The 22,389-nt window shown below is 42.8% G+C and carries 24 protein-coding genes; 6 read left to right on the forward strand and 18 right to left on the reverse strand.

What is annotated here, in order from left to right:
* Positions 1–320: 320 nt before the first annotated feature.
* The 3 genes from WF803_RS00930 to WF803_RS00940 all read right to left on the reverse strand — a co-directional run bounded on the left by WF803_RS00930 (position 321) and on the right by WF803_RS00940 (position 4,277).
* Complete coding sequence (locus WF803_RS00930; protein ID WP_489611262.1) at positions 321–1,937, reverse strand: ATP-binding cassette domain-containing protein; 1,617 nt, start codon at positions 1,935–1,937, stop codon at positions 321–323.
* Between the two features lie 749 nt (positions 1,938–2,686).
* Positions 2,687–3,634, reverse strand: coding sequence for a prolyl aminopeptidase (pip, locus tag WF803_RS00935; RefSeq protein WP_489611263.1), 948 nt, complete (start codon positions 3,632–3,634; stop codon positions 2,687–2,689).
* A 124-nt stretch (positions 3,635–3,758) separates the two neighbouring features.
* Positions 3,759–4,277: a ClbS/DfsB family four-helix bundle protein gene (locus WF803_RS00940; protein ID WP_489611264.1), complete on the reverse strand. Its 519-nt coding sequence runs from the start codon at positions 4,275–4,277 to the stop codon at positions 3,759–3,761.
* 510 nt (positions 4,278–4,787) lie between these two features.
* On the opposite strand from WF803_RS00940, the gene WF803_RS00945 reads away from it, so the two are divergent.
* The 4 genes from WF803_RS00945 (at position 4,788) to WF803_RS00960 (ending at position 7,214) form a co-directional block, all read left to right on the forward strand.
* On the forward strand, positions 4,788–5,042 hold the full coding sequence (locus WF803_RS00945; RefSeq protein ID WP_489611265.1) for a hypothetical protein: 255 nt from the start codon (positions 4,788–4,790) through the stop codon (positions 5,040–5,042).
* 2 nt (positions 5,043–5,044) lie between these two features.
* Positions 5,045–5,188, forward strand: a complete 144-nt coding sequence (locus WF803_RS00950; RefSeq protein WP_489611266.1) for a hypothetical protein — start codon at positions 5,045–5,047, stop codon at positions 5,186–5,188.
* Between the two features lie 273 nt (positions 5,189–5,461).
* Positions 5,462–5,740 (forward strand): acyl-CoA thioester hydrolase/BAAT C-terminal domain-containing protein, encoded by a 279-nt coding sequence (locus tag WF803_RS00955; protein ID WP_489611936.1) that lies wholly within the window; start codon positions 5,462–5,464, stop codon positions 5,738–5,740.
* Between the two features lie 331 nt (positions 5,741–6,071).
* Positions 6,072–7,214: an ArgE/DapE family deacylase gene (locus tag WF803_RS00960; protein WP_489611267.1), complete on the forward strand. Its 1,143-nt coding sequence runs from the start codon at positions 6,072–6,074 to the stop codon at positions 7,212–7,214.
* 585 nt (positions 7,215–7,799) lie between these two features.
* Here WF803_RS00960 and WF803_RS00965 read toward each other — a convergent pair.
* The 5 genes from WF803_RS00965 to WF803_RS00985 are packed head-to-tail and all read right to left on the reverse strand — an operon-like array spanning position 7,800 to position 12,065.
* On the reverse strand, positions 7,800–9,173 hold the full coding sequence (locus WF803_RS00965; protein ID WP_489611268.1) for a sensor histidine kinase: 1,374 nt from the start codon (positions 9,171–9,173) through the stop codon (positions 7,800–7,802).
* Positions 9,164–9,823: a response regulator transcription factor gene (locus tag WF803_RS00970; RefSeq protein WP_489611937.1), complete on the reverse strand. Its 660-nt coding sequence runs from the start codon at positions 9,821–9,823 to the stop codon at positions 9,164–9,166. Before WF803_RS00970 ends, WF803_RS00965 begins: the two co-directional genes overlap by 10 nt.
* A gap of 48 nt (positions 9,824–9,871) precedes the next feature.
* Positions 9,872–10,621 carry a lantibiotic immunity ABC transporter MutG family permease subunit gene (locus tag WF803_RS00975; protein WP_489611269.1) on the reverse strand — a complete coding sequence of 250 codons (750 nt, stop codon included), beginning with the start codon at positions 10,619–10,621 and terminating at the stop codon, positions 9,872–9,874.
* Complete coding sequence (locus tag WF803_RS00980) at positions 10,618–11,361, reverse strand: lantibiotic immunity ABC transporter MutE/EpiE family permease subunit (protein ID WP_489611270.1); 744 nt, start codon at positions 11,359–11,361, stop codon at positions 10,618–10,620. The genes WF803_RS00975 and WF803_RS00980 overlap by 4 nt, the downstream gene beginning before the upstream one ends.
* Before the next feature lie 2 nt (positions 11,362–11,363).
* Positions 11,364–12,065, reverse strand: a complete 702-nt coding sequence (locus WF803_RS00985; RefSeq protein WP_489611271.1) for a lantibiotic protection ABC transporter ATP-binding protein — start codon at positions 12,063–12,065, stop codon at positions 11,364–11,366.
* A gap of 383 nt (positions 12,066–12,448) precedes the next feature.
* Between WF803_RS00985 and WF803_RS00990 the strand changes: the two genes are divergently transcribed.
* Both WF803_RS00990 and WF803_RS00995 read left to right on the forward strand, forming a co-directional pair.
* A complete protein-coding gene (locus tag WF803_RS00990; RefSeq protein WP_489611272.1) occupies positions 12,449–14,053 on the forward strand; it encodes an ABC transporter transmembrane domain-containing protein in 1,605 nt (534 codons plus the stop codon).
* Positions 14,054–14,072: 19 nt separating this feature from the next.
* Complete coding sequence (locus WF803_RS00995; RefSeq protein WP_489611273.1) at positions 14,073–14,492, forward strand: hypothetical protein; 420 nt, start codon at positions 14,073–14,075, stop codon at positions 14,490–14,492.
* Between the two features lie 15 nt (positions 14,493–14,507).
* Here the strand turns inward: WF803_RS00995 and WF803_RS01000 are convergent, their stop codons facing one another.
* The 10 genes from WF803_RS01000 to WF803_RS01045 all read right to left on the reverse strand — a co-directional run bounded on the left by WF803_RS01000 (position 14,508) and on the right by WF803_RS01045 (position 22,381).
* Positions 14,508–16,172, reverse strand: coding sequence for an ABC transporter ATP-binding protein (locus tag WF803_RS01000; protein ID WP_489611274.1), 1,665 nt, complete (start codon positions 16,170–16,172; stop codon positions 14,508–14,510).
* 17 nt (positions 16,173–16,189) lie between these two features.
* Positions 16,190–16,882, reverse strand: a complete 693-nt coding sequence (locus tag WF803_RS01005) for a hypothetical protein (RefSeq protein WP_489611275.1) — start codon at positions 16,880–16,882, stop codon at positions 16,190–16,192.
* Positions 16,883–16,907: 25 nt separating this feature from the next.
* Positions 16,908–17,477: a hypothetical protein gene (locus WF803_RS01010; protein WP_489611276.1), complete on the reverse strand. Its 570-nt coding sequence runs from the start codon at positions 17,475–17,477 to the stop codon at positions 16,908–16,910.
* Positions 17,441–18,307 carry a DUF6895 family protein gene (locus tag WF803_RS01015; protein ID WP_489611277.1) on the reverse strand — a complete coding sequence of 289 codons (867 nt, stop codon included), beginning with the start codon at positions 18,305–18,307 and terminating at the stop codon, positions 17,441–17,443. The genes WF803_RS01010 and WF803_RS01015 overlap by 37 nt, the downstream gene beginning before the upstream one ends.
* 45 nt (positions 18,308–18,352) lie before the next feature.
* Positions 18,353–18,538 carry a hypothetical protein gene (locus WF803_RS01020; protein WP_489611278.1) on the reverse strand — a complete coding sequence of 62 codons (186 nt, stop codon included), beginning with the start codon at positions 18,536–18,538 and terminating at the stop codon, positions 18,353–18,355.
* A gap of 272 nt (positions 18,539–18,810) precedes the next feature.
* Positions 18,811–19,419 (reverse strand): TIGR01906 family membrane protein, encoded by a 609-nt coding sequence (locus tag WF803_RS01025; RefSeq protein WP_489611279.1) that lies wholly within the window; start codon positions 19,417–19,419, stop codon positions 18,811–18,813.
* Position 19,420: 1 nt separating this feature from the next.
* Positions 19,421–20,026, reverse strand: coding sequence for a YutD family protein (locus WF803_RS01030; RefSeq protein ID WP_489611280.1), 606 nt, complete (start codon positions 20,024–20,026; stop codon positions 19,421–19,423).
* Positions 20,027–20,030: 4 nt separating this feature from the next.
* The gene (locus tag WF803_RS01035) at positions 20,031–20,489 is read right to left on the reverse strand and encodes a MarR family winged helix-turn-helix transcriptional regulator (protein WP_489611281.1); all 459 of its coding nucleotides are present in this window, start codon (positions 20,487–20,489) and stop codon (positions 20,031–20,033) included.
* A 27-nt stretch (positions 20,490–20,516) separates the two neighbouring features.
* Entirely contained in the window at positions 20,517–21,167 is a 651-nt protein-coding gene (locus WF803_RS01040) for a DnaD domain protein (RefSeq protein ID WP_489611282.1), read from the reverse strand.
* A complete protein-coding gene (locus WF803_RS01045) occupies positions 21,167–22,381 on the reverse strand; it encodes a pyridoxal phosphate-dependent aminotransferase (RefSeq protein WP_489611283.1) in 1,215 nt (404 codons plus the stop codon). Before WF803_RS01045 ends, WF803_RS01040 begins: the two co-directional genes overlap by 1 nt.
* Between the last annotated feature and the right edge of the window lie 8 nt (positions 22,382–22,389).

The following is a 22,389-nucleotide window of genomic DNA, read 5'->3' on the forward strand; positions in this document are numbered from 1 at the left end:
CCTCCTTGCATCGGTCAACAAACTTTAACCATACAAAAAAGCATGCCAAAGAAAGCCTGCTAAAAGCAGATTTCTTTCTTTCACATGCTAGGCGATGTTTGCCATGGCTGTATCGCAACCTCACTTTCTTACTTTGCTCTCATTTTACCATAGTACTCTACGAAAGGCCAGCAAATGTGAGGCGCTTACCAAGGATATTTATTCGGCCAAGTTGCAGATTGGAACATTAAAGGCCCCTCAAGGTTAACCTTATACTCTAACCTTGAGGGGCAACAATATATCTGATTCAGCATCCTTTTTAGAAATATGAGTTCTTAGATTTAGATACGCACCACTTGGTCATAAGCACTCGTTTCCAGATTAAAATGATGGCTAACCACGATAACACTAACGTCTTCTAGGCTCAATAGGATTTCTTCAATCCCCTTGGCCGTCTTTTCATCCAATTGCGAGGTTCCCTCATCGATAATAATAAAATGTGGCTTCAGCAAGAGCGTCCTTGCCAAGGCCAAACGCTGGCGCTGGCCTCCGGAGATATTTTTTCCATTTTCTTTCATTTTCGTATCTAAGCCCTGAGGTAACTCCTGCAGGAAATTCTCTAAGCCAGCAGTTTTTAAAACATCGATAATAGCTTCATCAGAAACCTTGTTATCATAAAGACTGATATTATCCCGCAGACTGCCGCTAAAAATATAAGCCTGCTGATCCATGTAAACAACATCCTTAGCCACCGAACTTTGCTTCAGATTTTTAATATCGACTTGATTCAAATAGATATGACCGTCAAACTGACGATACAGGCCAGAAATGAGTTTCATCAGAGTGCTTTTTCCTGAGCCACTTGCTCCTGAAATGGCATAGTTTTTGGGAAAAGTAAAATCTATATGATCAAAGGAGAAGACCTTATCGCTATCTGGATAGCTGAAATGCACGTCCGCCACTCGAATATTTTTCACTTGTGGTATTTCTTTCTTGGGCAAATCTGTCGAAGTCTGCTCAGCTTCTGCATACTTATTCCAAATTGGTTTGGAAGCTTTTAACGTGATCCAGGATTTAATCATACCGCCAATGTTATTGTAGAAACCTCCTGCTAAATTTGCCACAGCCAAAGCAGCCCCCATAGGTGCTGATCCCTGTACCGCACGAAGGACGGCAAAGGCTAACAGGCCGACCTGAGCTAACAAGCTGACAAGAACAGTAAGGGTTTGAGCCAAAGCTTGGGTTTTATTATAGGTAAACTGACGTTCTTCAAGATGGGTAGACGCCTTAGTAATGAGGGGAATCATCCGCAATAAGCGATTTGTTGTATAAAAAACGCCAAAGCCCATGAGCGTATCCTTCATCTGCCCAGTGGTTTTGTCCTGGGCAATCGTTAATGCTTGAGCATCCCGCTCCACTAAGGGAGTAACAAGTTGCGGCACAAGCATATTCAAAACAAAGAAGCCAATAGCTACTATACTAATCCAAACGTCTAACAGATACAACGCCACAAAGCTAGCTAGAACAGCGAAGATGGTACTAAACAACGACAAAAAGGGAACAAAGCTGCGCTCATTAATTTCTTTAGCGTCATTAGTTAGCCAAGAAAGATATGTCCCACTGTTTTCTTGGGAAAACTCTTCATATGTTTTCTGACTAATGTGTTCAATCACCTGCTGGCGGAAAGCATTCTTGAGTAATTGTTGAAATTTTGCCTCTGTAATGCTACTCAGGTATAAAAATAGGAGGTTGAGTGACCAAATCAACAAACTGAACCCCCCAATTTGCCAAAGGCGATGCATTTGCTCTCCCTTGCCAACCTCAAAAACATCGAAAAAATACGACAAACTATAACCCGCTCCTGCATTTAAGGCAGCGGAAAGTAAAACAACAACAATACTCAGAACGAGGAAACCTTTATATTTCCTGAGTAATTGCTTAAATAACGGATGAAGCATGATCGTCCTCCTTCTGAACTGCTAGCAACAACTTTTGCCAAAAATTTTGAAAACTTTTGTAATCTAGGAAAGCCTGTAGAACAAACAATAGCCTTGAAGATCTCACAATACTGATACAAATCAGAAGATTTAGTAGCTACCACTAAATTTATTAGAAACTCAAAACGATATAAACCCCTTTCATAACTGTATAAACATAATATATCATAAACATTTAATATATATATAATACTTAATATATTATTTACCATTTTAAACATTGTTAAATAATTTTCTGTTTTGACGTATCGGTATTCCGATGATCAGACCTGACAGCGTTCTGCCAATTTCCCCCATAGATTGGCATTTTTTTGCAAAGCAGAGATGTTCACAAGACTCATCTTCCTTCTTCCTGCAAACAAACATATACTTCAAATCTGAGTTTTAGTTATTGGCTGATAGTGAGTAAGGGTCAGGGTAGACTGTATCTCTGAATTAATCAAGTCTTATGAAAGCATTGGTTTCTTTAATTAATTCATTGATTCTCCCAGAGGAAAGTAAAACTTTCTATGTGAATAGATAAGCAAAGTAAAAGCCCTAGAAGTCGAATAAACTTATAGGGCAAGTACCTTAATCGTCTGAGGTCAGCCTGGCAACACATTGAGTTAACAAAGCAATTCCCTTGTTCTAGGGTTTTTTACTTTTGTTTTCACAACACAATACCTTAGTGAGACAATTAGACAAGAGCGGAAAAGCGCTTTAACAAGCCACTAGTTTTCAGGCTCCCAGTCATCGAGTAACTCGACTAACTTTTGGAACATGTGGGCTTCATAGGGGGAGTGACTGCTCTCTTCCATAATATGGAGGCGTGCCTTAGGGCAAACTCGGGCTAATTCATAGGCGCCACTTAAGCGGCAAATAGTGTCGAAGCGACCATGAACAATATCCATTGACAAAGCCGCTAACTTATCGGGATGATTAAGAATAAATTGATCACTTTCTTTAGGAAAGAAACCCTGTGCAAAATAATGAGCTTCCAAGAGACCAATCGTTTTTTGCCAATCCTGCACCTCTGCCTCACCTGAAAAATCTGGTTGAATTGTTGTCTGTCCGCCTTCCCACTCTGCCCAGCGCTTGGCGGCCTCTGCACGTTCCTCAGAGCTACCCTGGCACATGCGCTGATAATAAGCCGCTACTAAGGAGCTTTTCCGGCTATCTTGCACCCAGGCGGCAAAGCTTTCATGTTCAGCTGGGAAAAATTCGCTCGCCCCGCCACGTTCAATCATCCAATCAATATCACTCTGGCGTCCGAGAAATACCCCCCGTAAAAATAAATGTCCTACCCTTTCAGGATGCATAATCGCATACGTCAAAGCAAGGGTTGACCCATAACTACCACCAAAAATCAACCATTCTGATAGGCCAAAATATTCCCGAATAATTTCCATATCAGCCACCGAAGCGAAGGTTGTGTTCGATTTCAAGGAACGCAGTGGCTGACTCTGACCACACCCCCGTTGGTCAAATAAAATAATCCGATACTTTTCTGGATTAAAAAAACGACGAGATTTTTCAGTCACCGCCCCGCCTGGTCCTCCGTGCAAGAAAACAATCGGCAGGCCATTGGGATTGCCGCACTCCTCCACGTGTAACTGATGCCCATCTCCCACTGGCAGCATCGTCTTAGAACGCACTGGGGTATACACATAACCACGCATACGATCATCCTTTCCTTAATGAAATACGATGGCTTTTGAAAAAAATATTGTCTACAATTTAAGTCGCCTAGTCAGTCCTCATAACAATCAGGCCCGTTCGGTGAACCTCCAATAAATCCCTTATTTAGAGGGCTAGCTTTTTCCATTTCCTGATCTTCGTGCGAAATGTACCAAAAGGAGCCACCGTATTCACATGAATAAATTGATAGACCGGCCATAAGGCGGTCTTGGTTGCTTCGTCCGCCCATTGTCGTTGGTGGGGTTGGAAGCATTCTTCCTCACTCAAGTGATCAATCATCACCAGGATATCACTCACATTATGTTGTAACTGTTCCTTAAGAGCGGCGAGGGACTGGGAAGCATACTCCTGATAAAACCACTGGTACAACTCACCGAGTTCGTTCCACTTAAAATCTGCTGACGGAGTTTTGACAGATCTCCCCTGCCGCTCGTCAGCCTCCCATTGCAAAAGTAAGCTGGTCCAGCCGACTTGATAGGCGAGGTTTTCTGCTGGCGTCCGATCAACCTCCTCAACCCTCAAATCCTTCAATTTTTCAGGAACAGCTAAAAACTCGCCAATATATTTGTTAAACGTTTTCTGGATTTCTGCTTTGAGCTCTTCCTTGTTCTGATAGCTTCTCATGGGTGCCTCCTCGATGATTTTTATAGCGTTATTATACCCCAATAAGATTGGAGAAGAAAAGGACAAGTCAAAAAAGCTTATCAAATTTTAAAGTCCTAGGAAGAAGATGCCACTCGCTCCTTTTCGGTCGCTATGAGAACAAAGAGCCACTTGGCAGACGCCAGTGAGGCTAGGACAAAACCCAGTCTCAGGGGAACGATCAATTAGTCCGCTAATCATTACGATAAGATAAGCTCCTAAAGGTCTGTTCAAGCACAAGTTTGACGATAAATAAGAGGACAGGCAGCCGTCTTAAAGCATGTGAATAATTCGACCTTCCCATGCCTTTAACCTTCATCAAAGGCAAAATGATAGCTCTTCACTGACAGATATTGATTGGCATCCGTAAAATAAACTTATCTTCACCCCTTGCGACCTGACTGGAGGTTACCATGAAACTTGTCAAACGTATTTTTTTAGCCTACTCGTCCTCCTACTGCTGGCAGCGGGAAATATTTTTTGCTGCGCTTTTTGAATGGCAAAAAATATGGCCAAGTCGCTAATAATTCTCCCACCTACTACAGCCAGCCCACCAACCTCAAGCTCTATCCCAAAAGTATGCCCCACGTTACTGTCAAGGAAGTGCATCAGAAAAGCATGCAAGGCCTCCACTTCCTGCCCGATAGAAAGCACCATTCCGGTGTCATTATTTGCTACGGCGGTTCTGAAGGCGGCCCAAATTTTGATACCGCCAAAAGCTTGGCAGAGCAAGGTTATAAACCTTAGCGGTGTTTATGTTTGGCCTGCCCAACCAGCCGAAAACCCTCGTGAATATTCCCCTAGAGCAATTCCAGAATATGCTGGACTACCTGCATATTGATCCCAAAATGGAGGAGCCTCTGACCCTCTTAGGTGCTTTCCAAGGGCGCTGAATATGTACTCCATTGGGCCACTAAATACCCCAAAGTCACCCATGTGGTTGCCCTGGCCCCTTCCGCCTATACCTTTGCGGGACTTGATTTTGAAAAACGTGGTTCCTCGTGGACATGGCAGCGGCAAGCGCTCCCCTATATTGATATTACCAAAAGTTTTTTTGACGCCTTCCTCAAAGGTATCATTTGGCCAAGCCTAACGAAAAATATCGTTTCTTACCGGAATACTTATAAAACAGCGGTTGAGATGGACGAGCAAGCGGAAAAAAACGCATTCCGATTGAAAATTCCCAAGCCCATATCTGCCTGCTGGCAGGAGAAGATGATCAGGTCTGGGATAGGGCCACGATGGCCAAGCTGCTCCACCAGCAGGTGCCCCAGAAGTCAGAGTTGCATATCTACCCACATGCTGGCCATATCTTTGCTGGCGACGGCTTTTTGAATCTCAAAAACATGCGCATGAGTACGGGCGGCGAAACCATCACCAACCAAGCGGCGGGCAAGAAGAGCCACACCGTTATCCTCAGCTTTCTTGCTCGACACCACCAATGAGCCACCAGGGCTCCTAACAGGCTTCCTTCCCTTGCTTAGAACCTAGCGCTGGCGCCAGCAACCCATACAACAGCAGTCAAGTACGAAGGCCTGCCAGATTAGGGGGGCCGTTCAGCTGGTGGAAGTTATAACCTCATTTAAACAGCTTCCTATCAGTCGACTCCCTTATCTGCTCGCAAGGGGAATTATTTTATTTTTTTAAAAGCCTGCGTTAGAATAAAAATCACCCGACTTTAGCTTGAAAAAGCTTTTTCCTTATTTGATGAAGCTTCAAACTATCGTACGGTAGTGAATCCAAAATTATTGGTTTTTATTCTGGAGGAGTGATCCTATGAAAATGACTGAAAAAGAACAAATACAACTCTTGGCCGATCTTGTTGCCATTCGCTCTGTCAATGGCAATGAAACAGAAGTGGCAGAATATATTAGAGATTTCCTTAAAAAATATGATATTGAAGCTAAAATTCTGCCAGTTGCCGATGGAAGAAGCAATTTAGTTGCGGAAATTGGGAATGGAAAGCCAGTTTATGGCTGGTCAGGGCATATGGATGTCGTTGATGCTGGCAATGAAAAGCAATGGTCTGTTCCTCCCTTTGAACTCACCGAAAAGGCGGGAAAGCTCTACGGTCGGGGAATCACTGATATGAAGTCCGGCGTGGCGGCCATGCTAATCGCCATGGTTGAAATCAAAGCGAACCAACTTTTAAAACAAGGAAGCATCCGCTTGATGTTGACCACAGGCGAGGAAAATGGTCAGGCGGGCTCTCAAGCGATGTATGAGGCTGGCTACATGGAGGATGTGGACTCCTTATTGATTCCCGAGCCTTTTAATACGGGTATTGTCTACGCACATAAGGGTTCCCTAAATATAAAAATTTCCTCACAAGGAAAAGCGGCTCATTCCTCCATGCCTGATCTAGGTTTTAATGCGATTAACCCCCTCGTCCGTGTTATTGATCGGGCACGTGACTACTTCGACCAGACCAGCCTTGAAAACGAACTTCTGGGCAAGCCTTTACTGAATTTCACTCTCATTTCCGGGGGCAACCAGATTAATTCCTTACCCGAATATGCAGAGGCAGAATGCAATGGCCGAACCATCCCTGAACTCGATAATGAAAAAATGACGAAGGTCTTAAGAGACTTAGTCACCAAAGAGAACGACGCTGGTGCAAAGCTAACGCTCGAGGTAGAGACCTCCTTGCCTGCCGTCTTCACCAATGGGAAAGCCGAACTACTCAGGCAGTTAAGTCGCTTAGGAAAGAAATACTATGGCCAAGATATTGAGCCTCAAGGGGCTTCTGGTGTGACAGACGCCGCTAACCTTCTAAGGAATAAGGACGAAACTTTCCCCTTTGCGGTCTTCGGCTGTGGAGAAGTCAGCCTTGCCCATCAAATTGATGAATATTGTGAGAAAGATAAATATCTTGCCTTTCCAAAGCTCCTTATCGATCTCGTCACCGAGGAAGCTTGATCTCCAACCACCGCTTCCAGATCTTTACTCGTAATCTGTCGCCTCTAGACAAGGTCAGACAGCCATTGATTTTAGTGAGCGCATCTTATTAATACTTATCCTTTGCCGCTCACCCTAGTGCCCGCAAGCCTAATACCGGACTGGTGGGCTCTTTTCATTTCTTTGAAGTGGCTCGGCACCTACACCCTTATTAATAGGTCTACCCGTATCGTGACCCGCTAATTTTAACCTTGTCAGTCAAGCCTTTACTTCCTTGTAGCATTTAAAAATTTTCAACAAATAAAAACACATCTTACCCTACAGAATTTACCAGCTAGAAAAAAGCCGCCGGCGATTGCGACCACCTGACGTTATGAAGTCAAATAAGAGATAAGAATCTGATTAGCCTAAGCGCCCCCCTAGAGGTAAAAAGAGAGCTAAGTAGGAAAACCGACGGAATCATAGAAGCAGGTAGAACTTTGCTTCTTCAATACTCTCGCTAGCATTTTAATCGATTTGCTCTCAGACTAAAATAAACAAGCAAAAACAATAAGCTGGCTTAACACTTATCGTCAAGAAAGATACAAGCAACAAGCATCTAGCTAGCTAAGCCTTTAGGAGCGGTAATTGTATGCTAACCACTGCTCCACTGCCGTTTTTCCGATTGCCTAGAGAAAGCTTCCCTTGGTGACCTAAAATAATTTGTTTAGCCGAGTAAAGGCCAATCCCAAAATGACTAGTGGAGTGCCTACTCTTGTCGCTTTGGTAAAATTGGTCCGTCCCATGCTCTAAAGCCTCGACAGAAAAGCCTAGCCCCTGATCAGAAATAATAATATCTAACGTTTCGCCCGTCATGATGAAGTCAACGCCAAGCGTTGACTTTTTCGGTGCATATTGAACAGCATTGCTTAAGATATTTTGGATAGCCCTTTCAAATAGAGTTAAGTCAACCAAAATTCGGGCCTGATTGACATGAATATTTTCGGCTAAGTTAAGCTGATTAGCTGCGGCGATCGCCTGCACGAGCTCCCTTATTTTTTCAACCAGCTGACTGGCAGGTAGACTCTCAAAAACAAAAGCCCCGACATCGTTGGACAGATTCATCGCCATTAAGGCTCTGGCATAAGTTGACAGTCGGTTAATATTTTTCAAGATATAAGCAACATACTCTCCTTGTTCAGTCGAAAGTTTTGTGGCTTCTAAAAGTTCTGCATTTCCTCTCACAATAGCAATAGGGGTTTTAAGATCATGGGTTAGAGCTGATAGCTCCTCTTTTTTTCTTTCTTCTTGCTGCCAATTCTCTCGCAAGGCTTGCGTCAAAGAAGTTTTCATTTTATCAAGGCCCATTAACACCTCATTAAATTCTTTGATATCAGAGTGACCGATATCAAACACTAGCTCCTGTTGAGTAATTTTACCCGCGGCAGCCAGCACCGGAGCTAATTGCTCAGTAAGGCGTTTGGCCCATAAAATAGTGATAAGAAAAGTACTTAGAAAACTAAAAATAAGTAGCAAAAGCAGCAGTAAAATATCAGGGTTCGGCAAAACATTTGCCAGCCAAGCATTGGTAAAACGGGGAACTAACGAATAATAAATGATTACGTAACCATCGCGCCGAGTAATTTCAATAAATGCTGCTCTTGGAGTCGAGGAGACTTTTTCCTGATGGAAATTCACAGCCTTCCCACGCAAGCTCTCATCCATATCCGAAGCCAACAATCTTCCCCCGCTGGATAAATACAAATAGCGGGCAGGCTTGGGAATCAGTGCTGGGGAAAATTCTTCGGCTTGGGCAATTTTCTCTTGCTGGGCAAAAATTTGCTTTTCTGTCTCATTGGCAGGCATTATAAAGCCCCCGCGGTAAAAGATCGTAAAGAGAAGGGCGACAAAAGCCATGGCTAATAATAAGCCCAAGCCCACACTCACTAAATAGTTAAAAAAGATATTTTTAAGAGACCGTTCCTTTCGCTTTACTCCCACTTATAGCCTAACCCCCAAACAGTTACAATTGGCATAACGCCAACCTTTCTAAATTTGGTACGAATATTTTTAATGTGCTCAGAAATGGCTGAGGGGCCGCCTAGCCCCGCATAGCCGAAAACCAAATCATAAATTTGCTCGCGAGAAAAAACTTGCCCTTTCCTTCTGGCGAGTAACTCAGCAATTTGGTACTCAGATTTTGTTAAATTAATTTTCTCCTCGTTAATTAATAGCTCCTGAGCTGATAAATCAAAGCGAATATTCCCTAAATTTAAACTCGTATGTTTTTCTCTTTGCTCCCGCCTAAGATGCGCTTCCACTCGAGCTTGTAATTCCTGTACGCCAAAGGGTTTGGTGATATAATCATCACCGCCACTCACTAAGCCATCCACTATATCCGCTTCCATTGTTTTCGCCGTTAAAAAGAGAATAGGACAATCCACTTTATTACGGATCTGTTGGCAATACACTACTCCGTCCACGTCAGGCATCATCACATCAAGTAAAATTAAATCATATTGGGCAAGCCTACTCTCCTCAATCGTTAGTGGACTTGTCGTAATATCCACTTGGTAATTTTTCTTTTTGAGAATATTTTTTACGAGAAGAAGCATATCATACTCATCATCCACAGCCAAAATCTTAGCCACAAAAATCACCTCTTATAACTTCATTATATCACTTCACTAAATACTCACCTATTCCGTACGACTTTGACCTTCCCAGCATTTGAACCAAAGCAAAGAAGCAATAAAAATAACCACTGTCAACGGGAGGGCAATATAAAACCAACGCTCAAAATCCTGGGATAAGTGAAGGTGGTGACTTGGATCAGCCATATGCCCTACTAATAAATCTGTAGCTGGTAGACGAGCTGGCCAAGTGGCGGGAAGAAATTGCCAAATACCATCCCCCAAATTAGTCATGGCCAGCAAGGCTAGCAGGCTTTCGGCAAAACCTAGCCCCAAAGTCGCCCCTGCCCCAAAAGACAAGGCAAGCCATAAATGCAGCATGTAAGTCAATAAAGAACCTAACCAGAGGAGAAAGCCTTCTAGCCACCAAGCATAAAGGCTCTGCTGACCAAAAAGTAAACCAAAACAGAGAACAGCCAGACTGATGGAAAAAAATGCTCCTAAAAATAAAACTAGCAACTTACCACTATAAACTTTGATTCTGGATAGGGGAGTGCCCAAAAGGACTTGAAAGCCTCCCGCATTAGCTTCCATATCTGCAACCTTCGCGGTTATAGCCCCAAAAACGATTGGCAGGGCAGCCCCTAAAAGAACTAAGTAGATTTCACTAATGGCCAACACATCGTAGTTTTTTAAACTGGTCGTGGTTGCCGCTAGATAAAACATCCCCGCATAAAGGATAGGAAGTAGCCCATGAAGGTAAGGGAGCCAAGTATGCTTTATTCTATAGAACTCTGCTTTAATAATTCTAATCATGCCTTTACCTCCAAAGCAGAAAACCATTGGGCCGTTAGAACGGTTAGGCAGGAAAATAAAAGAATTGAAAACACGCTAGGCCAAAGCAGGGACGTTTGGTTAAGCAAGGGATCAGCGGCCAAAACAGGTAAGCCATTCGGTTGAATATGGAGAACAGCAAGCATTAATCTTGGCCCCCAAGCGTAGGGACAGAACAGCCAATAAGAGGTGGTAGCCAGCATAGTACTGAAAACGAAGTTCAGTCCACTATTGGCGACTACGCTAACAAGAAAACCAAATTTTTTGGCCAAGAATAGGCAAAGCGGAACCTGCCATAGATTCAAAAGCAATAATAAAACACTGGCTCCCAATAAACGTAGGAAGCTATAGGAGGCTGTAGCCTGTGAATTCATCAGCGTCTGTAAGCCAAACACTCCTAACAAATGCAAGAAGCTGGTTTGTATCAGAAATAGAATAGCCGTACAAATCTTAGCCAGCCAAAGCTTATCCAGCCGGACCGGAAGAGAGAAAATAGCCAGATAATGCAATTTGCCCTCCTCCTGCCGATGCATGAGGGCAGGGATTAGAGCAAAAATCACCGGTTGCAGTAGCATATACCACCAGTTATAAGCATCAATCGTAAAATACATCGGCGTTAATATAAAGGCTAAGACAATGGCAACCAAAGGATTTAGCCATAGCAGTTTTTTCAAAAACAACCGCCGGTACTTCATGAGCTCTGCTTGAATACAAGCCAACATCTCTACCGCTCCCTTCCTTCTTGAATGACTTTCATAAAAATTCCTTCTAAATTGTCCTCGTGTTTAATAGCGTTTTGATATCTGAGTTCACCAGCAGTGATAATCCCAATATGGTCTGCCACTTGTTCCACCTCAGCCAAAGTATGGCTGGATAAAATGACCGTGGTTCCCTGCTTGGGAAAACTTTGAATTAAGTGGCGTAATTCCTGAATTCCTATGGGATCTAAGCCATTTGTGGGTTCATCGAGAATCAACAATTTCGGCTTATTTAATAAGGCAATGGCAATACCTAACCTTTGCCTCATTCCTAAAGAAAATTGTCCACTTTTCTTCTTACCAGTATTTTTGAGATCAACCAACTCCAACACTTCATCAATACGCGTCGTTGGAAGACCAAGTAGCAGCGTTCTCACCTGGATATTTTCGCGTGCGGTTAAATTATCGTAGAGAGGTGGCCGTTCAATTAAAGCACCAATCTCGTTTAAATCAGCTCGACTCCAGGGGTGGCCAGCAAATTGAATTTGCCCTGCCGTGGGATGAAGCATACCCGCTATCAGTTTCAAAGTCGTTGATTTCCCCGCTCCATTAGGTCCGAGTAAGCCATAAACTGAATTTCTCTGCACTCGTAAGGACACATCCTTAATCACTTGCTGCTTTTTAAAATGCTTCGATAGCTGCTTAGTTTCTAAAATGTAATCGCTCATTGGACTCCTCCTGTTCTATTTTAATTCAAGTATAAGGGAGAAGTTTAAGGATTCTATCAAGACGACCTTAGCAATTCTTCACCAAAACTTTTTACAAGAGCATTCAGAAATTATAGTCTTAGGCTGGTTGGTTCCCATTGTCAAATAGCCTGTGTCTATATGATGAAGTTGGAGAAACTGTTCAATTTGATATTGCAATTTAGGTATTTAATTCCTCAGAAAATAATGGGTAAAATATATTGACAGTGATTAATAAAAGCAGTACAATATATACATAATTTATTGTAAGCCATTACATTAAAGAAGGTGTCAGCATGGTTAGCGTAAGAGAACCTGAAGTAAATCATAGTTTTTAAATTTTAAAAGTAAGGTGTGTGGTTCTCATGTTATCTAAAGTCTGGCCAAAAGGAAAAATTGCCCTGACAATACTAGTTGCCTTTTTAGCTTCTTGTGAAGGAGTGATTTTTGCTTATTTATTTAAGGTAGTCATTGAAGCGTTACACGACCACCAATTGCAAGAACTGAAGACAACGATACTGATTGTCCTGGGACTGTATGCCGTCCTTATTCTTTTCTACTATCTCTTTAACCGTTTAAAAAACGACTTTGTCCGCAGTTTCAACTATTATTATAAAACTGAGATTGTTGCTCATTATTTTACGGCTCCTACCCTCTTCAGAGATCGATATGGCGAAAAAGTTGTTTCCTTTCTTCTCAATGATTTGAAGCAAGTTGAAACAACATATAGCAAGGTGTTTTTTGACCTATTTTTTTATATTTTCTTTGCACTAACCTCTCTCATCTACAGTCTCTATCTAGACTACCGTCTCTCCCTGATTTTCACCTTTTTCTCTGTCATCCCGATGGCGGTACCTTGGATTTTGCGTCGGCGAATCAAAGAATCATCCGAAATTTGGACCCAGCATGTCCAAAATTATACAAGCCATATTCATGAAATCGTCGCTGGTCTAGGGATTATCCAAACATTCAAAAAAAATAAACTTTTTCTAACTCATAATCAGCAAGAAACGAGAGAGACTGAGGACTCGTTATATGCGATGAACAACTTGCAAGCGCTCGCCCACCTTCTCCTGAGCTCTGTTTCGATTGCTTGCTTTATCCTGCCTTTGTTTTTTGGTAGTATTCTGGTTTTCAAAGGTTACTCGACTTTAGCACTGTTAATTGCTGTCTTCATGTCTTCCGATCGTATTATTTCCCCACTCAAAGTTGTAGTCAGCACTTATAACCTTATGTTATCAGCACGTCCGCTACTGAATAAGATTCATGACTTTCTGGAAGAGGATCTAGTTGACCAAGAATTAAAACAACGCACCATCATTGTTGAAGGCAACCAACTCAAGGTTAATGAGCACGCTTTAATCACCAATTTAGGAGAAACTCAGCTTAAAATTCACTCCCGGGACAAAATTCTACTGGTTGGTGAAAGTGGTGCGGGCAAATCCATCCTTCTAAAAGCTCTTGCTTCTGGTTTGCTAACACCTTGGCTGGATCCGACCACCAGTAAAAAGCTCAAAACTGCTGCTTATATTGCTCAAGATGCTTTTGCCTTTGAAGCAGGTCTTGATTTTAACCTCGCTTTTGACGACGTCAAGGATCTTACCGATGTGAAGAAAAATTTCCAGATCACTCGTCAATTTCCCACACAAATTGAAAGCGGCGGAGGGAATCTATCTGGCGGGCAATTAAAGCGCTTAGCCTTAGGCCGAGCGGTCACTCTTTTGCCTAAGCAACTCTTGCTTTTTGATGAACCTTACCAGGGACTCAACCGGTCCTTAGAACAAATTATTGAAGAATATTTACTGAATCGAGAACAGCCTCTTATCATTGCTAGCCACCAGTTGCTATCGGAGCATCTGGAGCAGTTCGATTCCTATTGGGTTATTGACCAACAACGCCTCTATTGCTACGATAATTTAGATGATTTTTTAGCCAATTCTTACTTTTTAACCAATAGCACCCCTGCTTAAAGCAAGGCAAAAAGCTTGATTGGGCATCTGGACCCATCAAGCTTTTTTCTTGTCATGGTCAGAAAAAATGATTTCAATGTTTTTCCCTTCATCCTTTGGCTTGTTTTCGTCCAGGGTATTTAATGATGGCGACGGCTCCTCCCTTGCTTTGCCAATTCATAAAAAGGTTTCAAATTTTAATATTAAGGGGCGGCCCTCACCAGAGCAGCGCTATCTGCTAAATGATTTCTTCTCCAGGAGAATTTCAAAAATGATCTTTCTAGACCAGCAAAAGCACAACCAAACTATATCTTCTCATAAAGAAGATAGCAAAAACTGGCCTACTTCCGTTGATGAAAGGGAAGCAGGCCAGTTGAAGCTTTTTTTTCTAAATTTTACAGCCGTGAATATTATTCAGCAAACGATCGCAATACTACCTCTCACTCAACTCACATGCTAATGCAAGAAAATAAATTTAGGATAGCATCTGTTCTTCCACATAGCGTTTGTAATCGGGATGGGAGGCCATCAATTCCTGGTGGGTTCCTTTACCTGTCACTCGACCCTGGTCGAGGAAGTAGATGCAATCTGCCGCCACAATCGTTGAGAGACGGTGGGCAATCATTAACACTGTCTTTTCATTCAGGTGATGCCCTAAGTATTGGGTGAAGCGAAATTCCGCATCCGCATCTAAATTAGCGGTAGCCTCATCAAAGATAAACAGATCAGCCTTTTGCAGGTAAGCACGGGCGATTTGTAGGCGTTGCTTCTGCCCGCCGGAAAGCAAGCCTCCGCCCTCGCCCACAGAGGTATTCAATCCGGAGGGGAAATCGGCCAAATCCTGCTCCAAACTTGCCTCTCGGATAGCGGCTGTAACCTCTTCTTCTGTTGGTGTGTGTGTCAGCCCAAAAGTGAGATTGTCATAGATGCTGCCATCTAAGAAATATGCTGACTGAGAGACATAGGCAATAGCCTGCCGCCATTTGCGCAAATTGAATTGCTCAATCGACACGCCATCTAAGCAAATCTCCCCATCAGTTACCGGATAGAGGCGAAGCAGTAAATTGATGAGTGTAGTTTTTCCTGATCCAGAAGGGCCAACAATAGCGATGCGTTGACCGCGTGGCAACTCCATTGAGAGATCCTCTAAGATTGGTTTCTCATCATAAGCGAAGCTCACATGATGAAAAGCGAGGTCACCCGCATGAATGGCTTTGCCACCCGTATCTTTTTCCACAGGTAAGGCTTCTAGTTCCTTGAGTTTGGCTTGCGCTCCTTTCATTCGGCCAAGATTAGCAAAAATACTCGATAAGGCACCAAAAGGATTTAAAAGCTGCAAGAGAAAAATTAAAAAAGACATCAAAGTCCCAATACTCAAAGTTCCTGCTGCTACCCGAGCACCTCCGTAGCCGAAGACCACGGCCACTGCACCAAATAAAAACATTAAACCGACTGGGTATACGATAGCATCCACCAGACTAATTTTTTTGGCCACATGGAAAGCATCGCCAACCACTGTTTGTGTCCGCTGATTCATCTCCTCTTCTGTAGCTGTTGCCTTAATGTAAGCTACATTGCGAAAGGTTTCGGTCAAGTAGCTCGTCAAATGGCTAATACTCTCTTGCATCCGTTTGGAAAATTTTTCGGCAAAATTAGAAATAGGCGCTAAAATCACCGCCAAAATGGGTAAAGCACCGAAAAGTGTAACGGTCAATTTCCAGTCCAAGTAGATTAAGGCGACAAAAGAACCCACAATCGTCACACCGCCACTAATCAACATTGGCAAAGAATCTGCAATAAATTCACGAATACTCAATGTATCGCTCACTAGGCGCGAGGCTAATTCACCACTCGTTTGATCATGAAAGAAACGAAGTGGTAAGGCGAGCAAGTGCTGATGCAAGGCAATACGCTGCTCTCTCACTTGATTCTCCCCATAAACAGCAATGCAATATTGACCAAAAGCCATCAGCACGGCCTGTCCCAAAAACAAGGCACAGATCACGCCTAATGTTCCCCAACGCAGCATATTTTCAGAACCATCAATCATCTGTTTCAATTGAAGTGGTATCATAATCCCCACCAAGCTTGATAGCACCAGGCTAACAGCTCCCACAATTAAGTAAAATTGCTTCTTCATTTGCTTCCTCCTTTGTATTACTTACAAGAATTTCGTTGATCGGCTGCTATATTATTAAGCTTCCACTGTTTCTCAAGCAATTCAATCACTAGATAGCAATAAAAACCCAGTAAGCAAAATTCCCTCAGCCCACGTTTCTCGATATAGAAGGGCTCCATATAACCAAAATAACCAGCTTCAGTTTGCTGATTTTTCAAAAAAGTTAAAATTTCTTGCCAAAATGTATCTGGAAGACAGCGACGATACTGATCCATAGATTCGATGAGGAGGCAAGCCTCCAGCAAACGATAGTGCCTAAGATGATTGACAAGCAAGGCAGGCAGGGTATCCTGAATTATTTCTTTATCTGCCACCAATAATTCTAACCAGAGTTTGACAGTATACAATTTGTCCTCATCGTTTTTCCTCAAAAGTAAGCTTTGCCTGCTCATCTTCTGTAGGTGCGTCCGCTCTGCGTTAATTTCTGCTGGCTTTAGCAGTCCAAGGCAATAACGAAAATACATAAAAATAGGCTCTTGCTTTTCTATTTTTGGCAACTGCCTTAATTCATCCCTCAAGATCTCACTCAGGAGCTTATCCGGCAACCAATATTTCAGAAGACCTAGCAAAATGCTCGGGTGAATTTGGTCTACCTCATGCGGCTCTACAAGTAATGAGTCGTTTCCCTCTAAAGCCTGCAAGATTAATTTAGCATTAACTTCCTCTGCCATTTGCCTCTCAAGCCAGGTTAGCCATTTATCTGGGCGATACATCCTCCGCCTCCTCTCGCATTAACCGAAACATAGCTTCCATAAAAGGATAGGAATAAGTTCCTAACAAACTCTCTTCCTGATCTTTCAGGTAAGTTTTCACCCTCTCTGCTTGGCTCCCATTCTCGAGTCGGTCACTAGCCCGCTGACCTGGATAGGTTGCCGTTTGACCGAGTAAATAGGCCAACAAACCGGTAATGATCTCCCACTCCCCCTGCGGCCATTCTTGGCAAGTGATCAGCGGCTGTTCACTAAGCTCTTGAATCAGGCAGCGCTTTCGATAATCTCCAGGGAATAGTAAGGCATAGTGAAGATGATGCTTAATGTGCAGAGGATAGATATGCAATAAATCCTCGAAAACTAATTCATCGTTCAAATATTGCCCCAAAACACTGATAAGAGTTCGACTTTCTAGGCCTAGGGGTGAGTGGAGTGCATGGAGGCAAGTATTTCGAATTTCAAACAGACTCGTCATGGCGAGATACAAGGTCTCATCCAAATACTCGCCCTGCAAGAGCTTTATGATCCGTTTTCTAAGTTTAATTCTTGTTTCCATACTAACGCTCCTAAGCAAACCAGTGTCGTATGATAGTGATCTCTAAATCTTCCTTTAGGATCTCTTGCCTTAGAGGGCAAGGGTGGAGGAAAAGAGCCGTCTTCTTGTTGAAATTTAACCATTTCTGCAAAAGCTAAATCGAATAGAGCTGTAAAGTTGTCCTCCAAACCCAGAAAGTAAATATCCAAGATGAGTTCACTTAAAATATCAAAATCCTTTTCAAGCAAACGATCGCCAAGCAGGCTTCTGAGTAAAAAGCAAAGATCTGGGATACTCTGGGGTAGTTTAGGCTTCCTTCCCATATCTGTTAAGTAAAATAGGGTATGGGTCACGCTGTACATGGCAGCAGGGGAAAAGTAAAATATAGGCAGGCCTTTAGACAAAACCGTCTCTTCATATAGTGAGGTCAAACTTCCAAAATGGTGAGTCACCCCCACTGCTTCTAAGGAATAAGCGACATCCAGCAAGCGGTATGCAACTCGCTCTTCCACAAGCAAAGGGTAATGCTTCTGAGCTAAGCACGAAAGCTGTGGCTTGAGATGGCTTTCCCCATGGTCTTGATAGTATTGCTCGATAATCGCTAGCGCTGAGAGAGCAGCCGGCATAGTAGCTATTGGTGTAAGATCCAGTTGAGAGAGTTCTTGATCAATAAAAGCTTTTAATTCTTCTAAAGCCTTATTATTTTTCTTAAAACGCTGTGGTAGTAAATGCCAGAGAAAAAGCAGCTCAATAAAAGGCTTAAAAGGCTCATCCTTAAACAGGCCAACTTCAACCGAGAAAAAATCCCGTTGTTGCGTCAAATAAGATAGGGCATGTTTAACCGCCTCCAAAATTATTCACCATCCTCTAAAATATACCAGGAAGATATCAACAAACTAAGCGTAACTTAGTAAGCTAACCTTTTTAAGCCGTTCCTTCAAATCGGAATCAGCATCAACCGTTTTATAAACTAAAGCATAGCCTGACCAAGCCAAGCAATGGCCACTCATGGGTTCCATTCGCCCTAATTTAATTTCAAAATGAATAAGAAAATCTTTCTTTTTCTTTAGACACTTTAACATCCTTTTTCCTCCTATCGCTATTGTTGCTATCCCCCTAGCATACCCTTTACTGAAATCGCGTAAGCAATTTCATAATTTAATGGTACTCCTATAATAAAAAAAAAGCAAGGCTTTAATTATTATTTTTATTAAGTTTTTATAAATAGAGTTGACTAAATATAGCTTTTTTGATTCATCGATATCATCTTATAGTTTTTTAATAAGTAGCAAAAGAAAAAGCGAGCAGAAGCTCGCCAATGAAAATATAAAGTTCCTCAAGCAATGAGTTGCTTTTATGATCTTTTTAACTGATAGGAAAGTAGCCAAAGCCCTAAAATAAAGACAATGAAAACACCAATAAAGCAAGCCATGAAGTAGCTTTCTGGTAGGATTTGAATCACTGGATCTTGATCCAAACGGAATAGCCAAGCATCATTTCGGAAAACAAGTTCGTGAAAAGCAGTAAAAATGGGGGCGAAAAACAAAAGTAAGGCGAAAATTAAAGCAAGCGATAGAGGAATTAACCCTTTAAAATAACGACTTAGTTGCCAAGAGAGCCCTTGCTGACGACTTTTTTTCAAAAGATAATAAGAGAGCAGTAAGCCCAGCAAGAAGAAAAGCTGGTTGCCATGAAATAAGGTCTTAACTTCAGCAAAGTGAAAGAGCCCTTGGGCACTACTCGGAAAATTAGGCATGACTAGGTGCTTTTCCCAAGGAAATAAAACATAGCGCCAAACTGCATGGTAATTCGCTAACATCTGGCCAAAACTCAAATTCACCGCCGCAGGGAGATGTAGGCCATAAGCAAAAGCATAGTATAAAGGTAGGCAGAGAGCAATGATATTAATGGCCCCACTCAATAAGGTTATACTGACCACCAAAAGGGTTAAGATAGCGAGCATTTTACTTCTTCCTTCTAATATTAAAGTGATCTTTATGAGCCTTCAGACCACTGGTAATCGTCCGACGCTTACCTTTGGCGTTAGCCGGTGGAACGGTATCCACAATCCCCGCCAATTCTCTCGGTTTAAATTTTTTTCGCAGTCGCCGATTTTTACGCTGCCGTTTTTTGTTTTGCCGGCGTTTTTGCCGCTTCTCTTGGCTCTCTTCCTCGAGCGCTTGATTGCGGTTTTCTATTTCTTCCAGTGTCCGCGCACGGGCCAGCAGAAAATACCTACAACCGAAACTGCAATATTCCGCTAGGAAATCTTCTAGCATATTAATTTTCTTATCGAAGAAAACTCCCGGCACCTCATCGGCATAGAAACCAGTCAAACGTAATTGTTCGTGGCTCCAATCGCCTAAAATATAGTCATAGGACTCCAATACCGGGGAATATCGAGCCGCTAAGGACTCCACATCCAAAGCCTCGCCCCTCTCCTCCAAAAGGGTGAAAGAGGCCCCCTCAATCATTAATTCTTGGCTACTGATTTCCTTAATATCGACTTCGGGGTAATTGTGGCGCTCACGCTCTGCTTGCCACTGGCGTTTGCGTTCGAGACTGACCATGAAATCACCTCTCTTCTCTCAGTAAGGCTTCCGCATGAAAGCCCAAACTTTTATTGAGTTGGTCTATTTGTATTAATTCTTTTTTCGATAAAACCGAAAATAAATTTTCAACAAAGGCCTTGTGTTTGGGGAAAATTTCATCCATTAACTGCCTGCCAGCTGACTCTAGATTAATGTAAATCTTCCGGCGGTCTTTATCACAACGTTTTCTTTTGACAAGGGCCTTTTCACTTAAGCCATCAATGACATAAGTGAGGCTGCTATCAGGAATACCCAAATGCCCTTTAATTAATTGAATGGCTTTGGGACCCCGGTGGTAGAGAAATTCTAATACCATAAACTCATTTTCACTTAAGCCATAGGTGCGCATATCTTGCTTCAAGGCATTTAAAATAGCCTGATGGCTCTTCAATAAGACACGAAGCGTATGCAGCACCGCTGACTGATCTTCATAGTCCGTCATAAATCTCCTACATTTCTAATATTAACCCTAAGCTTTTTCGTTTTCATGCCCAAAGAGTTTCTCCATGGGAACTGGAGGAATATTTTTGGGGGTTTGGTTTTTAAATTTTCCGCGGCGCTCAACATTATTTTGAGGTTGCTGCTGCCAATTGAGTAATATTTTATCCATGTAACGTAAATTCCTGGCATCATTCATGACCGCTACCTTTAAGGCTTCCAGAATCATCGTCATGGAATAATGATCGCGAGAGAGCCAATCGCCAATGATTTCAAATTCAATCGGAGACAGGCCCCGTCCAAATTCCTCTTCTAGGATACGGAAGAGTTTCCTGGTCTCACTAGCCTCATTTTCCTTTTTAGCAGCTGCCCGTTCTTGTTGCTCAAAAGCTTCAAACTGAGCAAAAAGTGGCGCCAAACTATATTGCTCGCCTAGTTTACCATTAGGTAAATCCACTTGATCAATCGCCAATAGCTTTCTTTCCACCAAGCCATTAACCAAATTATAGAGGTCCTGCTGGCTACAGGCCAAGCGCTCACGCAAATCATCAAAGGACGGAAAAGCCTCACCCTTTTGTAAGAAGCTCAGCAGATGGATAAAAAAGAGCATCTCATCATTGGTGATGCTCAATTGATGGTAGTTCTTTAAGATATCGTTACGTAAAACAGTATATTGTTCCATTAACCTTCCAAGCTACTTTCCTCTAATTGCTGCCGGCGGGCGGACATAAAGCGACGAATGCGTTCAATACCTGCTGCAAAAGTTTCGCTGGCTGTTGCACAGCTGAAGCGTAAATATTCCGGTTGCCCAAAAGAACTGCCTGCCACTGTGGCAACCCCCGCCTCTTCAAGAATGGCTTGAGCTAGGGCGTCAACATCCGGATACTTCAAAAGCTCCGCCGCTTTTTGGCAATGGGGAAAAAGATAGAATGCCCCTTTTGGTAACTCTCCGCAGGAAAAACCAGGGAGGTCTTGGAGTTTGGCATGGGCTTTTTTTAGGCGCTCTTCAAATTGCTGGCGCATGGCTTCCACACAAGCTTGGGAGCCTGTCAAGGCACCAATTGTAGCATACTGGGCGGGGCCAGATGGACTACCACTGCCTTGACTCGCTAATTTGGTCAGGGCTTGGATAATTTCTTTGGGAGCCAGGCAATAACCCAGCCGCCAGCCGGTCATGGCATAGGCCTTAGAGACGCCATTAACTGTAATGGTAAAAGCTTTGAAACGCTCATCCAAGCTGGCCAAAGATGGGCAGCTTGCTCCCTGGTAAAGTAGGCGGTTATAAATTTCATCAGTGATGATCAGTAAGCCATGCTTCTGGGCAAAATGACCAATCTCTAATAATCGGTCGGCGGATAAAACATGGCCATCCGGATTGGCCGGACTGTTTAAAACCAGTATTTTTGTTTTCTCTGTCCGCTTTTCTTCCAAAGCTTTAGCGTCAAGCTCGCCAGAGGCGGTTTGGTATGTGTCCACAATAACGGGCTTCCCACCCGCCAATTTCACTTGATCGACATAGCTAACCCAATAAGGGCTAGGAATTAAAACCTCATCCCCTGGATCCAATAGGGTTTGGAAAAGATAGTAGAGGACCATTTTGACACCATTGGCCGTGAAAACTTCATCCGCTGCTGCCTTAACCCCATGGCAGTCCGTGTAATATTTGGCAATCGCTTGGCGTAATTCTATCTCACCAGCTGCGGGGGCATAGTGCTGGCCCTTGCCTTTTTTTAATTCTTCATTCATATAGGCAATAATAGCCTCAGGGGTATTAAAATCAGGTTCCCCAAGCGTTAAGGAAATAATATCCTTTCCTTCGGCTTTTAAGGCCCGTGCCCGAGCCGCTGCTGCTAATGTTTTTGATTCTTGTAAGTTTTGAATTCTTTGAGAAATCATATGACACC

The sequence above is a fragment of the Aerococcus sp. BD502 genome, assembly GCF_057919555.1.